We start from the raw sequence: 13,597 nt of genomic DNA on the forward strand, positions 1-13,597 counted from the left end.
TAAATAGCTTTATGTAATAGGCTCGAAGTAGGGGCCGAGYAAAGAGACGACCAGATCGGCCACCGTGGCGAGGTCCCCGGTGCCGGGCAAGGGCTCCCATCGGCCGGTGTGGCTGCGGAATGCGGCTGAGTAGGAGTTGCGCGCGAGCTCGGTGAGGCGTGCGATGGTGTCAACGCTGTCGTCAGYGTCGTCACCGCCATCGCTGTGCATCTGGATCAGCAGATGCTTGCCGTAGGGCTTGACGCGGGCGCGCTGGTGACCGGTGAGCGTGGCGAGTTGGCGCTCGAGCTCAGCGGCCTTTCTTTGTACTTCGAACGTTGGCATGGTGTTTGAACCTCAGGGGTTCGCCGGTTTGTAGCTCAAAGCCGGCGAATGTCCATTTGAACGGCTGGGGCGCCTGGTTGCGTTGCGCCATGAAGGCTTCGGTGYGCTCGCGCAATTGCGCGATGGACGAATGACTGGCGTGGCGCAGGAMGCGGCRCGCATAGATGCCGAACAGCAGCWCGATCTGGTTGACCCAGCTCGCATGCAGCGGCGTGAAGTGAAAGACAAACCGCTGATCGTGTCGGGCGTTGAAATCGTCCCACACGGCCTGGGCGCGGTGGGTGYTGAGGTTGTCCCACACGATATGAACTCGCCCCTTCGGGTGAGCAAGCGCGACCTGCTCCATGAAGGCCACGAGGTCTGCTTGGGTGCGCCGATCCGTGCAACTGCCCATCACGCGCCCCGAATGCACGTCCAGGGCGGCGATGAGGGACTGGGTGCCGTGGCGGACGTACTCGAACTCGCGCCGTCGCGCACGCCCCGGCGTCGGTGCGCGGTCGGCGTGCTTGCGCTCGATGGCCTGGATGCCGGTCTTCTCATCGACCGACAGCACGACCGATCCCTTGGGTGCCTGACGGTACAGCGCGCAGATCGCGTTGACCTTCTGGCGAAACTGCGGGTCCGGGCTGTGCAGCCACTGCCGCACACGGTGCGGTCGCAAGTCGCCCGCCTGCAGGATGCGTTGCAGGTGGCTGCGACTGATCTGCGTGACCACGCCACGCTCGACAGCACGCTCAACCAATTCGTCCAGCGTCGGTGTAGCGCGTCCCTGCACCTCAGCCGGCTCGCACGCCAGCGACAGCAACTCCAGGCGCTGCGAGGCGCCGATGCGCCGGGGTCGCCCGGGCCGCGCCACCTCGTCCAAGCCCTTGAGTCCATGCCGGGCCAATCGAGTGCGCCAATGAGAGACAGTCTGCACGGAAACGCCAACTGCCTCTGCGATCGCCGTCGTCGACGCCCCTGCGTGGCACATCAACGCGATCTGCGCTCGAACCACTTGGCGCTGCTCGGCGGTGCCTCGACGGGTCAATAGTTCAAGAGTCTTGCGATCTTCTCGCGACAACTTGATCGCCTGCGCTTGTCGTCCTCGACTCATGCACCCGAGACTACCTCACATCCGATATCAATGAAAGAGATTTAAAGGATGTTATACTAGTGTGCTGCAGCCAGATACAGGTTGTGCCCGGTTGGGTTCTGCCTATCATCGATCCGATCACTCGGAAGGAGAATCTGGTGCCTCGAATGGCCCCAATGTGGCGCTCAATCTCAAGGATCGACTGTCGCCTTCGGGCCCGAAGCTCGCCAGCTGCGACAGACTACAGTCGACCAGGTGCGGTCCTTCGAGTTCTCGTCCGGTATGTCCGCAATGCAGGGCGATGCGGTCGTTGATATGGCTTGGAGTTAGAGCTAACGGATTCGGTAACCAGCGCACCCGTCGAACGCCGCGAGGATGGCGCGAGACCGCAAGCGAGTTGATGCGGCATCCGCCGCCGGCATCGGCTGGTACGGAACCCATCTGAATTGCGATGGTGGTCGGCACGCCTTGGCTTCTGCAGGCGGATATGCGCTCGGTTTCGCGGAAAACGTAGGCGGGTCAGTGCACTCTGATTCCGCATGACAGCATATGCAAACGCAAAATACTTTATGCGTAAAACGATATGACAAGGAAAGCGCCCTGGGGAGGGTAACGCGATTGACAGCGCTACGACTTCCATCAAGAATGGGTTCGTGGCTTTCGCGCGACATTTATGCGCCGTCACGCCATGGAGGAGATTCGTGAAAACACCGAATGAGCCTTTCACCAAGGCACAGGAGTTGCGCAGCTTCCTGTTCCTGTCCGTTGTGATGGCGCCCCTCCTCGCGGGCATGATCGTCGCGGGCTGGGGTTTCCTGGTCTGGATGTACCAAGTCTTCGCGGGTCCGCCAGGCAGTTGAGCGGCCGCACAGCCACTGCAGCACCAGCCACCTGTCACAAGGAAGCCAAAGTGCCCGAAGAAGTGCATATCAGCAGCCTCGTGGTCCACGCTGCGCCCAAGCGCTTGCAGTGCGTCGAAGACGCTATTGCCATGATGCCCGGGGCGCGCGTGCATGGCAGTTCTCCCAACGGAAAACTCGTGGTCACCCTTGACGCCGACAGCGCTGATGAGATGCTGTCGCGAGTCGGCGAGATCCAGCGTACCGATGGCGTGTTGTCGGCCGCGTTGGTCTACCAGTTCTCCGACACGGTCGAAGCGATGAATGAGGAGATCCCCGATGCCCATTGACAGACGGGACTTCATTCGCCAGACGGCCGCTGCCACGGCGGGTGCCATTGCAGGCATACCGTTGCCGGGCAATGCGCAGACGCCGCCGATGGATGCAGGCTTCGACACGACAACCGGGCTCAAGTGGTCGAAGGCACCTTGCCGATTCTGCGGCACCGGTTGCGGCGTGACCGTGGCCGTGAAGGACAACCGCGTGGTCGCAACGCACGGAGACCCCCAGGCGGAAGTGAACCGTGGGCTCAATTGCGTGAAAGGCTACTTCCTGTCGAAGATCATGTACGGCGAAGACCGCCTGCTGATGCCGCTGCTGCGTATGAAGGACGGCCAGTACGCGAAGGACGGCGAATTTCAGACCGTCTCGTGGGACCAGGCCTTCGACGTGATGGCCGCGCAGTTCAAGCGCGTGTTGAAGGAGAAGGGGCCGACCGCAGTGGGCATGTTCGGCTCTGGCCAGTGGACGGTGTGGGAAGGCTATGCGGGCCTCAAGCTGATGAAGGCGGGCTTCCGCTCGAACAACCTCGACCCCAACGCACGGCATTGCATGGCATCGGCCGCACAGGGCTTCATGCGCACCTTCGGTATGGACGAGCCGATGGGCTGCTACGACGACATCGAAGCCGCCGACGCCTTCGTGCTGTGGGGATCGAATATGGCCGAGATGCACCCCATCTTGTGGACGCGCGTGACCGATCGGCGCCTGAGCGGGCATAACGTGAAGGTGGCGGTGTTGTCGACCTTCGAGCACCGCTCGTACGAACTGGCCGACATCGAGCTCACCTTCACACCGCAGTCGGACCTGGCAATCCTCAACTACATCGCCCTCCACATCATCAAGACCAACCGCGTGAACCGCGAGTTCATTGACAAGCACACCTCATTCCGGCTTGGCAACGCCGACATCGGCTACGGGCTGCGGCCGGAGCATCCWTTGCAGAAGGCCGCGAAAAATGCGGGCGATGCCGGTGGGTCGAAGCCGATCACCTTCGACGATTTCGCCAAGTTCGTGTCGACCTACGATCTGGAGTACACGGCGAAGATCAGCGGCGTTCCGAAGAACCGGCTGGAGGCGCTGGCAGAGTTGTATGCCGACCCGAAGGTCAAGGTCATGTCGTTCTGGACCATGGGGTTCAACCAGCACACGCGCGGTGTGTGGTGCAACAACATGGTCTACAACATCCACTTGCTGACTGGCAAGATCTCGACACCTGGCAACAGTCCGTTCTCGCTGACGGGCCAGCCTTCGGCTTGCGGCACGGCGCGCGAAGTGGGCACCTTTGCCAACCGCCTGCCGGCCGACATGGTGGTGACCAACCCCAAGCACCGCGCCCATGCCGAAGAGATCTGGAAACTGCCCGAAGGCACCATCCCCGGAATTCCCGGCTACCACGCCGTACTGCAGAACCGCATGCTCAAGGACGGCAAGCTCAATGCCTACTGGGTCATGGTCAACAACAACATGCAGGCGGGTGCGAACCTGATGCAGGAAGGCTATCCGGGGTACCGCAATCCGGAAAATTTCGTGGTGGTGTCGGACGTCTATCCCACCGTGACTGCGCTGACGGCCGACCTCATCCTGCCCGCGGCAATGTGGGTCGAGAAGGAAGGTGCCTACGGCAATGCCGAGCGCCGCACGCATTTCTGGCACCAGCTCGTCACGGCGCCTGGCGAAGCGAAATCGGACCTGTGGCAGCTGATGGAGTTCTCCAAGCGCTTCAAGATCGAGGAAGTGTGGCCCGAGGACCTGATCGCCAAGAAACCCGAGTACCGCGGCAAGACGCTGTATGAGGTGCTGTTCCGCAACGGCCAGGTCGACAAGTTCCCTGCCACCCAAGTGGAGGCCGGCTACGAGAACCTCGAGGCGAAAGAGTGTGGCTTCTACGTGCAGAAGGGCCTGTTCGAGGAGTACGCCAGCTTCGGCCGCGGCCATGGCCACGACCTTGCGCCGTTCGACACGTACCATCAGACTCGCGGCCTGCGATGGCCCGTGGTGAACGGCAAGGAGACCTTGTGGCGTTACCGCGAGGGGGCCGACCCGTATGTGAAGGCCGGCACCGGTTACCAGTTCTACGGCTATCCCGACGGCAAGGCGCTTATCTTCGCGCTGCCCTATGAGCCGCCGCCGGAGATGCCCGACAAGGAGTTCCCGTTCTGGCTCTCGACCGGGCGCGTGCTCGAGCATTGGCACTCGGGATCGATGRCGCGCCGCGTGCCCGAATTGCACAAGGCCGTGCCGCATGCTGTGTGCTACATGCATCCGGACGATGCGACAGCGCTCGGCGTGCGCCGTGGCATTGAAGTTCAGATCAGTTCTCGACGCGGCAGCATGCGAACGCGCGTGGAGACGCGCGGTCGCAACAAGCCGCCGCGCGGCCTGGTGTTCGTGCCGTGGTTCGATGCGAGCCAGTTGATCAACAAGGTCACGCTCGATGCGACCGACCCGATCTCCTTCCAGACGGATTTCAAGAAGTGCGCCGTCAAGATCGAGAAAGTGTGAGATGAAGCGCGCCCTTCGTCACGTCTTGCCATTGGTGTTCGGCCTGCTTTGCCGGCTGGCAGTAGCGCAACCGTCAACCCCGCTGGTGGATGCGGCCCGCGGGCCGGTGCCGGTGCCGGAATTCACCACGCCGCCGCTGCTGGGCAATGCCGTGAACGACGACCAGCGGCGCCCGCGCAACTACGACATGCAGCCGCCGACCATTCCGCACCGCGTGGACGGCTACCAGATCGACAAGAACTTCAACAAGTGCCTGGATTGCCACGCGCGCGGCAAGACAGAGTTCTCGCAGGCCATTCCCGTCAGCGCCACGCACTACATCGACCGAGCCGGCAAGGTGCTGCCGCAGATCTCGACGCGGCGCTATTTCTGCATGCAGTGCCACATTGCGCAGGACCCGGTGCAGCCTCTGGTGAACAACGGCTTTGAGAACGTCGATCAGATGGCGAAGAAGGCCGCAGCAGCGGCGGCACAGGCCGGCAAGAAGTAGAAGAGCAAGAGGCCCCACATGATCGAACGCCTCAAGCGTTACTGGACCATCATCCGCCGGCCGAGCGTGCACTTCAGCCTGGGCTTCCTGACGCTCGGCGGGTTCATCGGAGGCATCATCTTCTGGGGTGCCTTCAACACCGCGATGGAGCTGACCAACACCGAGAAGTTCTGCACCGGCTGCCATGAGATGCGCGACAACGTGTTCGCCGAACTCAAGACCACCATCCACTACACCAACCGCTCGGGCGTGCGCGCCGTCTGCTCCAACTGCCACGTGCCGCACGACTGGACCGACAAGATGGCACGCAAGATGCAAGCCTCCAAGGAGGTCTGGGGCAAGATCTTCGGCACCATCAACACGCAGGAGAAATTTCGCGACAAGCGGCTCGAACTGGCCCAGCACGAATGGGCGCGCTTCAAGGCGAACGATTCACTGGAATGCCGCAATTGCCACAACTACGAGTACATGGATTTCACAAGGCAAAGCGTGCGCGCTCAGAACATGCACAGCACCTACCTGGCCAGCAAGGAGAAGACCTGCATTGATTGCCACAAGGGGATCGCGCATCACCTGCCGCACATCCCGCCAGGCCAGGCGCCCACCGACACGCCCGGCCAGATCGTACCGAAGGAAGGTGATGAGGCACAGGCACCGCCCCCCGCGCCCGGCATCGCAGCACCGGGCGCCACCAGGACGGGTGGCTGAGCTGTGCAGCAGGGGCTTCTCGTCCGCGACCTCGAGTGCTCGCGGGCAGGTCGTGTTGTCTTTAGTGGCCTCGGCTTCGACGCCGCGCCCGGCGACGTGGTGCAGGTGCACGGGGCCAATGGCAGCGGCAAGAGCAGCCTGCTGCGCCTGCTATGCGGCCTGTTGCAACCCACTCACGGCGAGGTGCATTGGCACGACCGGCGCATCGATCCGCGTGACGCGGGCTTTGCCGGMGCGGTGGCGTACTTGGGGCACGCCGGCGGCATGAGCGGTGAACTCACGGTGCTGGAGAACCTGCATTTTTCGCTCCATCTCGCGGGTAGCCAGAGCGCCGATGCACAGTGCCGCGAGGTGCTGCAGCGCCTGCGGCTCGCCGAGCGCGAGAACGAGCAGGTGCGCCATCTTTCGCAGGGTCAGCAACGCCGGCTGGGCCTGGCGCGCGTCGTCCTGAGCCAGCGGCCGCTGTGGCTGCTCGACGAGCCCTGCGCCGGCCTGGACGCCGAGGGTGAGGAATGCTTCGACGCGTACCTGGCCGACCATGCACGCAGCGGTGGCGTGGCCGTAGTGACGACCCATCGCGACATCGGCCGCGAAGGCCCTTGCGCACACGCCCTGGACATGGACACACTCAGCGATGCTTGCAGCCTCGATACCGATCATCGGTCGTGAATTGCGCACGGCCTCGCGCCGGCCGATGGACGCGCTCAGTGCACTGCTGTTCTTCGTCGTTGTTGGCAGCGTGTTTCCGCTGGCCGTAGGGCCTGATGCGGCCATGCTTGCGGCCATCGGTCCCGGGGTCGTGTGGGTCGCCGCGCTGTTGGCCGTGATGATTTCGCTGCACCGCCTGTTCCTGCCCGACCTTGAAGACGGCACGCTCGAGCAACTGCTGCTGTCGCCGCGTTCGCTGACCGGCATCGTCTCTGCCCGCATTGCGGCGCACTGGCTCATCAGTTGCCTGCCGCTGGTTGTGGTCGCGCCGGTGATGGGCCTGCAGTTCGGGCTGTCGGCGCACGCGACCGGCGTGCTGCTCATGTCACTTTTTCTGGGCACGCCAACCCTGTTGCTGCTTGGTGCGCTGGGCGCCGCACTTACGCTGGGGCTGCGCGGCAATGTGCTGCTGGCGCTGATTGTGTTGCCGCTGTGCGTGCCGGTATTGATTTTCGGTAGCGGCGCGGTCACGGCCACGCAGCAGGGCTTGCCCGCGAGCCCGCACCTGTCGCTGCTGGGCGCCTGCCTGCTCGTGGCGGCGATGTTGTGCCCCTGGGCGGTCGGTGCGGCCTTGCGGCTGGCCGTCGAATGAGCGGTCGCGTCATGGACTCGCTTCGACGCATCGATACATCCGCCTTGGCGCCGGCGTCGCACGGCACGTGGCGGCGCTTTGCTTCGCCAGTGATGTTCCACAGCTGGGCCGGGCGGGCGATGCCGTGGTTTGCGGCGTTGGCCGGTGTGCTGGCGATCGCGGGGTTGGCAGTCGGCTTTCTCGTCGCACCGACCGATCACCAGCAGGGCGAGGTCTACCGCATCGTTTTCATCCACGTCCCTGCGGCATGGATGTCGATGTTCATCTACCTCGTGGCGGCGTTTCATGCGGCGATGGGGCTCGTTTTCAACACGCGCCTCTCGGCGCTCATGGCGCGGGCGCTGGCACCGACGGGCGCGCTCTTTACCGTCATCGCGTTGTGGACCGGCGCCGTGTGGGGCAAGCCGACCTGGGGGACGTGGTGGGTGTGGGATGCGCGGCTCACCTCGGAACTGATCCTGTTGTTCCTCTACCTTGGGTACCTCGGCCTGGTGTCCGCCATCGACGACCCGCGCCGTGCGGACCGCGGCGGCGCCATCCTGTTGCTGGCCGGGGTGGTCAACATCCCGATCATCTATTTCTCGGTGCAGTGGTGGAACACCTTGCACCAGGGCGCATCGGTCAGYTTGACGTCGGCGCCAGCGATGGCGAACACCATGGTGGCCGGCATGCTGTTGATGGCGGGCGCGTGCTGGGCGTATTCGGTGACGGTCGCGTTGGCGCGGGTGCGCTGCCTGATCGTCGAGCGCGAGGCTTTGGCGAGGCGCCGATGAACGCCAGCGACCACACCTTGTTCATCCTTGCCGCGTACGGCGTGACGCTGGTTCTGCTTGCAGCCGAAGTGTGGATGCTGGTGCGGCGCCACCGCGCACTGGCCAGCCGGCCACCGATGCAGGGGCAGCGCGATGAAGCCTAGGCACCGACGCATCGCCATCATCGGCGGCGGATTGCTGGTGCTAGCGCTGGCGACCCTGCTGGTGCTCAACGCGCTGCGCTCCAACCTCGTGTTCTTCTTCAGCCCGAGCCAGGTCTCGGCCAACGAAGCGCCGCGAAACGCCGCGTTTCGCGTCGGTGGACTGGTGGAAGCTGGTTCGGTGCAGCGCGCCAGCGACGGGTTGACCGTGCGCTTCGTCGTTACCGACCTGGCGCAGCGCGTGCCGGTGAGCTACCGCGGCCTGTTGCCGGACCTGTTCCGCGAAGGAAAGGGCGTGGTGGTGGCCGGGCGCCTGCGTGCCGACGGCTCGTTCGAGGCGACACAGGTGCTGGCCAAGCACGACGAAAACTACATGCCGCCCGAAGCGGCTGCGGCCCTCGAGAAGGCGCGGCGGGCCCACACGGCGCCAACAATGGAAGCACAACCATGATCCCCGAGATCGGCGTCTTCAGCCTTGTGCTTGCGCTGCTCATCGCGGTGCTGCAGGGCAGTTTGCCGCTGGCCGGCGCGCAGTGGGGCGTGGCCGGCTGGATGCGGCTCGCGCGCCCGGCAGCGCTCGGCCAGTTCGTCTTCGCGTGCATCGCGTTCGCGTGCCTTGCATGGAGCTTTCTCGACAACGATTTCTCGGTGCTCTATGTGGCGTCCAACTCGCATTCCGACCTTCCCGCAGCGTACCGTTTCGCGGCAGTGTGGGGAGGGCACGAAGGCTCGATGTTGCTGTGGCTGTGCTTGCTGACCGCATGGACGCTGGCCGTCGCACTGTTCAGCCGCCAGTTGCCCGAGGCCTACGTGGCGCGCGTGCTGGCCGTCATGGCATGGCTGAGCGTCGGCTTCCTGCTGTTCCTGCTGTTCCTGTCGAATCCGTTCACGCGCCTGATGCCGCCTGCGCTGGAAGGACGCGACCTGAACCCCTTGCTGCAAGACCCCGGCATGGTGATGCACCCGCCCATCCTCTACATGGGCTACGTGGGCTTCTCAGTGGCGTTTGCCTTTGCCATTGCGGCGCTGCTGTCGGGCGAGCTCAATGCGGCCTGGGCGCGCTGGTCGCGGCCGTGGACGGTGGCGGCCTGGATGTTCCTCACGCTCGGCATCCTGCTGGGCAGCGCCTGGGCCTACTACGTGCTTGGCTGGGGCGGCTGGTGGTTCTGGGACCCGGTGGAAAACGCATCGTTTATGCCGTGGCTCGTGGGCACGGCGCTGATCCATTCGTTGGCGGTGACTGAAAAGCGCGGCGCATTCCGCAGTTGGACGGTGTTGCTCGCCATCTGCACGTTCTCGCTGAGCCTGCTGGGCACCTTCCTGGTCCGCTCGGGCGTGCTGACTTCGGTTCACGCGTTCGCGGTCGATCCGGGGCGCGGGCTGTTCATCCTGGCCTTCATGGTGGCGGTGGTGGGTGGCTCGCTGCTGCTGTTCGGCTGGCGCGCACCACGCATCGGCCTGGGCGGGCGCTTCGCGCTGCTGTCACGCGAGTCGCTGATGCTGGCCAACAACGTCGTGCTGACGGTCGCGGCGATGGCAGTGCTGATCGGCACGCTGTATCCGCTCGCGCTCGACGTGCTCACCGGCCAGAAGATTTCCGTGGGGCCGCCGTACTTCGAGGCGGTGTTCGTCCCGATCATGGTGCCGGCGATCTTCCTGATGGGTGTCGGGCCAGTGGCGCGCTGGAAGCATGCGCCGCTGCCCGAGTTGGCCGGACGCCTTCGCTGGGCGCTGGCGGCCAGTGGCGTGGCCGCGTTGCTGTTGCCGCTGGTGCTGCCGACCGATCAACGCGCGTGGTCGCCGCTGTCCACCTTTGCACTAATGCTGGCCGCGTGGGCCGTTGCGAGCGCCACGGTGCATGGGTGGCAGCGCCTCGCCGGCGCGCAGGGCGGCTGGTTCGAACGCGCAAGTCGGCAGGCGCGCGGCTGGTACGGCATGCTGGTCGCGCATGCGGGCATCGGCGTGTTCATCTTCGGCGCGACGATGGCCAATGGCTTCGAAAGCAAGCAGGAGCTGAAGCTGCAGATGGGCGAAGTCGTCACGATGGCAGGCTACGCGTTCCGCCTCCAGGGCATCGCACCGAGCAAGGGGCCCAACTTCGACGCGCTACGCGCCACAGTGCTGGTGACCCGCGATGGCGCAGTGGAGGCCACGCTGTATCCGGAAAAGCGCATCTACCGTGCGCAACAGATGCCGCTGAGCCAGGCAGCGCTCGATGTCGGCGTGACGCGCGATCTCTTCGTGGCGCTGGGTGCGCCGGCCGGAGAACATGCGTGGACCCTGCGCCTCCACGTTAAGCCGTTCATGGCGTGGATCTGGGTGGGCTGCCTATTGATGGCCTTCGGTGGCTTGCTCGCAGCCACCGATCGCCGGTATCGCCTGGGYATTGCTGCGCGGCGCGCGGCAGGCGTTGGCGGTGCGGCCTTGGGCGGCGCGGTGGCGTTCCGGCGGCAGGAGGGCAGCTGATGCGCTTCAAGCTGCCCTTCGCGATCTTCATCGTGCTGGCAATCGTGCTGGCCTTCGGGCTGACGCGCGATCCGAAAGTGCTGCCCTCGGCATTGATCGACAAGCCCGCGCCCGCCATCGACCTGCCGCTGTTGCATGACTCGCAGCAGACTTTCAAGGTCGACAGCCTGCGCGGGCAGGTCTGGCTACTGAACGTGTGGGCGTCGTGGTGCGCGCCGTGCCGCGAGGAGTTGCCGGTGCTGATGGAACTCGCCGGCAAGGACGGCGTGGCGATCTACGGGCTCAACTACAAGGACAAGAGCGACGTGGCGCGAACCTGGCTGCAGCGCTACGGCAATCCCTATCGCGGCTCGGCCGTGGACATCGACGGTCGCATCGGCATCGACTACGGGGTGTACGGCGTCCCCGAGACCTTCGTGATCGACCGCGCGGGCCGTATTCGCTACAAGCATCCGGGGCCGATCACGGCAGACATCTGGCAGGCGCGCTTGTTGCCTGTGGTGCGGAGCCTGCAATGAGCCGTTGGCTTGCTCTGATGTTTTGCGCGGCGATGTGCGGTGTGGCTGCGGCAAGCTCCATCGAGGAAAGGGAAGCGAATCTCTCGGCCAGCCTGCGCTGCCTGGTGTGCCAGAACCAGACCCTGGCCGAATCGAATGCTCCGCTGGCCTCCGACATGCGCCAGCAGATCCGCGAGCAACTTGCTCGGGGCAAGACCGAACAGCAGATCAGGGACTATTTCGAGCAGCGCTATGGCGCCTTCGTGCGCTACGACCCGCCTTTCATGGCGTCGACATGGCTGCTGTGGCTGGGGCCCTTCGGGCTGCTGGGCGTGGGTTTTGTGGCTATGTGGCGTGTGGTGTCGCGGCGCAACCGCGACGAGCCCGCACCGCTGACGCCGGCCGAGCAGGCGCGCGCCGCATCGCTGCTGAACGGAGATGCGCCATGACGGGCCTGTGGCTGGCCGCCGTAGCGCTGCTGGTTGTCGCGCTTTTGTTCGTGGTACCGCCCTTGCTCCGGGCACCAGCGACGAAGGCGGTGGCGCCCGCAGACCTTGCGCGCCGCCTCTACGCCGACCAACTGGCGCAGCTCGAGAAGGATTTCCAGGCGAACGTGCTGAGTCCGCAGGATCGCGCGCAGGCCATCGACGACTTGCAACGGCAGGCGTTGGAAGAGTCGTCGCACGCGCGTTCGCAGGCAGCACTCTCGACCAGGCCGTGGATGGGTTGGGGCGTCGCAGGCGTCCTGAGCCTCGGCTTGCCGGCCGCGGCACTCGCACTCTACCTGCAGGTTGGCAACCCGATCGCCATGGCGACGCAGGCGCTGGCCGCGCAGCAGGCCGGTTCGCACGAGAACGCAGGCACCGAAATGGAGAGCATGGTCAGCCGACTGGCCATGCGCCTGCGAACACAACCCGACGATGTCGAAGGCTGGATCGTGCTGGCACGGTCCTACGAGTTCCTGCAGCGCTATGAGGACGCGGTGGTGGCCTACCAGAAGGCGATGGCGCTCGCTCCCAACCAGCCGCAGTTGCTTGCTGACTATGCCGACGCGTTGGGCTCGGCGCGCGATGGCGACCTGACCGGCCCGGCGCAGGAGGCCATCGACGCTGCATTGGCGATCGATGCGAACCATCCCAAGGCACTGGCGCTCGCGGGCATGGCCGCGTTCAAGCGCGGCGATGCTGCGGCTGCAGGACAGCATTGGAAGCGGGTCCTCGAGCTGCTTCCAGCCGAGTCCGATGCCGCAGTGAAGATAGCGGGCGATCTGGCGCAATTGGGTGTGCAGCAGGATGCCACGCCACGCGCCAAGCCCTCGGCCAAAGCCATTGCCAAGCGGGTCAGCGGTACGGTTTCCATCGCGGCAGCCTTGCTTGAAAAAGTCTCGCCGCAAGACACCGTCTTCGTGCTGGCCCGCGCACCTTCGACCGGGCGCATGCCGGTCGCCGTGCTGCGATTGCAGGTGAAGGACCTCCCGGCGAAATTCGTGCTCGACGACAGCTTGGCGATGTCGCCCGATCTGCCGATTTCGCGCTTCGATGCGCTGACGGTCGAAGTGCGTGTGACGCGCTCTGGCCAAGCGGCTTCACAGTCCGGCGATCTGACCGGAACGGTTGCGCAGGTCACGCTCGGGCAAGAAGACGTCGTACTGCTTGCGGACAAGTTGATTCCGTGATCGCTTTCCTTTCTTAAGACAACAGGATGTTCCTCCTCGATTGATGTTGGCGCGACTACCGTTCAAGGCCGATCTGAGTCGAGGTCGCGCGCAGCGCGAGGGACAGCTTCCGCCTGCGAAGCTGAAGTTCGGGCTGCGAGGGTGACGGTCGCGAGGGGGCCCACAACGGCTGTTCGGATCTTCTAGATGGATGCGGCCGTTCAACACGGGGGTCGCCGCAGCCGGGCAATGGCCAGGCTGAGTCCGCGGTGATTCACCGGCAGGCAACCAACTCACACGGATTTTCTTTGTCTTAAAGAAGGGATTCCAAGGGAGCCAGTACCGAGGGAATTCGTTCCAAAGGGGAAGAATCCTGCCTGGAGGTTCTTCAGGTGCGAACGGCCCTGGCGGGCGGGCTGCAACGCAGAGTGCGCGCGTCGTCGGTCCTCTAACAGCTCCGCGAGGGACAAACGGATCAGCGCATTGT

17 protein-coding genes are annotated in these 13,597 nt (G+C 64.7%); 14 read left to right on the forward strand and 3 right to left on the reverse strand.

The annotated features are described in order from the left end of the window. Positions 1-9 precede the first annotated feature (9 nt). Positions 10-324, reverse strand: coding sequence for a hypothetical protein (locus AC1DY5_RS19550; RefSeq protein ID WP_478113962.1), 315 nt, complete (start codon positions 322-324; stop codon positions 10-12). Then, on the reverse strand, positions 290-1,420 hold the full coding sequence (locus tag AC1DY5_RS19555; protein WP_478113964.1) for an IS630 family transposase: 1,131 nt from the start codon (positions 1,418-1,420) through the stop codon (positions 290-292). Before AC1DY5_RS19555 ends, AC1DY5_RS19550 begins: the two co-directional genes overlap by 35 nt. Positions 1,421-2,100: 680 nt before the next feature. Here AC1DY5_RS19555 and napE point away from each other — a divergent pair. From napE to ccmI, 14 genes are read left to right on the forward strand one after another with little or no spacing between them, the layout of a single operon-like run. Then, on the forward strand, positions 2,101-2,259 hold the full coding sequence (gene napE / locus AC1DY5_RS19560) for a periplasmic nitrate reductase, NapE protein (protein WP_478113966.1): 159 nt from the start codon (positions 2,101-2,103) through the stop codon (positions 2,257-2,259). Positions 2,260-2,309: 50 nt separating this feature from the next. Beyond that, positions 2,310-2,588 carry a chaperone NapD gene (locus AC1DY5_RS19565; protein ID WP_478113968.1) on the forward strand — a complete coding sequence of 93 codons (279 nt, stop codon included), beginning with the start codon at positions 2,310-2,312 and terminating at the stop codon, positions 2,586-2,588. Next, on the forward strand, positions 2,578-5,082 hold the full coding sequence (gene napA, locus AC1DY5_RS19570; RefSeq protein ID WP_478113970.1) for a periplasmic nitrate reductase subunit alpha: 2,505 nt from the start codon (positions 2,578-2,580) through the stop codon (positions 5,080-5,082). Before AC1DY5_RS19565 ends, napA begins: the two co-directional genes overlap by 11 nt. 1 nt (position 5,083) lies before the next feature. Beyond that, the gene (locus AC1DY5_RS19575; RefSeq protein WP_478113972.1) at positions 5,084-5,572 is read left to right on the forward strand and encodes a nitrate reductase cytochrome c-type subunit; all 489 of its coding nucleotides are present in this window, start codon (positions 5,084-5,086) and stop codon (positions 5,570-5,572) included. Between the two features lie 18 nt (positions 5,573-5,590). Then, positions 5,591-6,280, forward strand: a complete 690-nt coding sequence (locus tag AC1DY5_RS19580) for a cytochrome c3 family protein (protein WP_478113973.1) — start codon at positions 5,591-5,593, stop codon at positions 6,278-6,280. Positions 6,281-6,283: 3 nt separating this feature from the next. Beyond that, entirely contained in the window at positions 6,284-6,949 is a 666-nt protein-coding gene (ccmA, locus tag AC1DY5_RS19585; RefSeq protein ID WP_478113975.1) for a cytochrome c biogenesis heme-transporting ATPase CcmA, read from the forward strand. Next, positions 6,915-7,580 (forward strand): heme exporter protein CcmB, encoded by a 666-nt coding sequence (gene ccmB, locus AC1DY5_RS19590; RefSeq protein ID WP_478113977.1) that lies wholly within the window; start codon positions 6,915-6,917, stop codon positions 7,578-7,580. Before ccmA ends, ccmB begins: the two co-directional genes overlap by 35 nt. A gap of 11 nt (positions 7,581-7,591) precedes the next feature. Continuing rightward, entirely contained in the window at positions 7,592-8,353 is a 762-nt protein-coding gene (gene ccmC, locus AC1DY5_RS19595; protein WP_478113979.1) for a heme ABC transporter permease CcmC, read from the forward strand. Next, a complete protein-coding gene (ccmD, locus tag AC1DY5_RS19600) occupies positions 8,350-8,496 on the forward strand; it encodes a heme exporter protein CcmD (protein ID WP_478113981.1) in 147 nt (48 codons plus the stop codon). Before ccmC ends, ccmD begins: the two co-directional genes overlap by 4 nt. Next, on the forward strand, positions 8,486-8,944 hold the full coding sequence (gene ccmE / locus AC1DY5_RS19605; RefSeq protein WP_478113983.1) for a cytochrome c maturation protein CcmE: 459 nt from the start codon (positions 8,486-8,488) through the stop codon (positions 8,942-8,944). The genes ccmD and ccmE overlap by 11 nt, the downstream gene beginning before the upstream one ends. Continuing rightward, positions 8,941-10,959: a heme lyase CcmF/NrfE family subunit gene (locus AC1DY5_RS19610; protein WP_478113985.1), complete on the forward strand. Its 2,019-nt coding sequence runs from the start codon at positions 8,941-8,943 to the stop codon at positions 10,957-10,959. Before ccmE ends, AC1DY5_RS19610 begins: the two co-directional genes overlap by 4 nt. Beyond that, entirely contained in the window at positions 10,956-11,477 is a 522-nt protein-coding gene (locus AC1DY5_RS19615; protein WP_478113992.1) for a DsbE family thiol:disulfide interchange protein, read from the forward strand. Before AC1DY5_RS19610 ends, AC1DY5_RS19615 begins: the two co-directional genes overlap by 4 nt. Beyond that, the gene (locus AC1DY5_RS19620) at positions 11,474-11,905 is read left to right on the forward strand and encodes a cytochrome c-type biogenesis protein (RefSeq protein WP_478113986.1); all 432 of its coding nucleotides are present in this window, start codon (positions 11,474-11,476) and stop codon (positions 11,903-11,905) included. The genes AC1DY5_RS19615 and AC1DY5_RS19620 overlap by 4 nt, the downstream gene beginning before the upstream one ends. Then, entirely contained in the window at positions 11,902-13,131 is a 1,230-nt protein-coding gene (gene ccmI, locus AC1DY5_RS19625; RefSeq protein ID WP_478113988.1) for a c-type cytochrome biogenesis protein CcmI, read from the forward strand. Before AC1DY5_RS19620 ends, ccmI begins: the two co-directional genes overlap by 4 nt. 272 nt (positions 13,132-13,403) lie before the next feature. On the opposite strand, the gene AC1DY5_RS19630 is transcribed toward ccmI, so the two are convergent. Next, positions 13,404-13,597, reverse strand: a 194-nt coding sequence (locus AC1DY5_RS19630; protein ID WP_478113990.1) for a hypothetical protein, incomplete at its 5' end; no start/stop codon positions are given.

This window comes from Variovorax sp. P4_D9 (genome assembly GCF_056401695.1).

Coding starts and splice junctions, on each gene's coding strand:
- AC1DY5_RS19575 (WP_478113972.1), top strand. CDS start 5,084: ATGAAGCGCGCCCTTCGTCACGTCTTGCCATTGGTGTTCGGCCTGCTT.
- AC1DY5_RS19580 (WP_478113973.1), top strand. CDS start 5,591: ATGATCGAACGCCTCAAGCGTTACTGGACCATCATCCGCCGGCCGAGC.
- ccmB (WP_478113977.1), top strand. CDS start 6,915: ATGCTTGCAGCCTCGATACCGATCATCGGTCGTGAATTGCGCACGGCC.
- ccmD (WP_478113981.1), top strand. CDS start 8,350: ATGAACGCCAGCGACCACACCTTGTTCATCCTTGCCGCGTACGGCGTG.
- ccmE (WP_478113983.1), top strand. CDS start 8,486: ATGAAGCCTAGGCACCGACGCATCGCCATCATCGGCGGCGGATTGCTG.
- AC1DY5_RS19620 (WP_478113986.1), top strand. CDS start 11,474: ATGAGCCGTTGGCTTGCTCTGATGTTTTGCGCGGCGATGTGCGGTGTG.
- ccmI (WP_478113988.1), top strand. CDS start 11,902: ATGACGGGCCTGTGGCTGGCCGCCGTAGCGCTGCTGGTTGTCGCGCTT.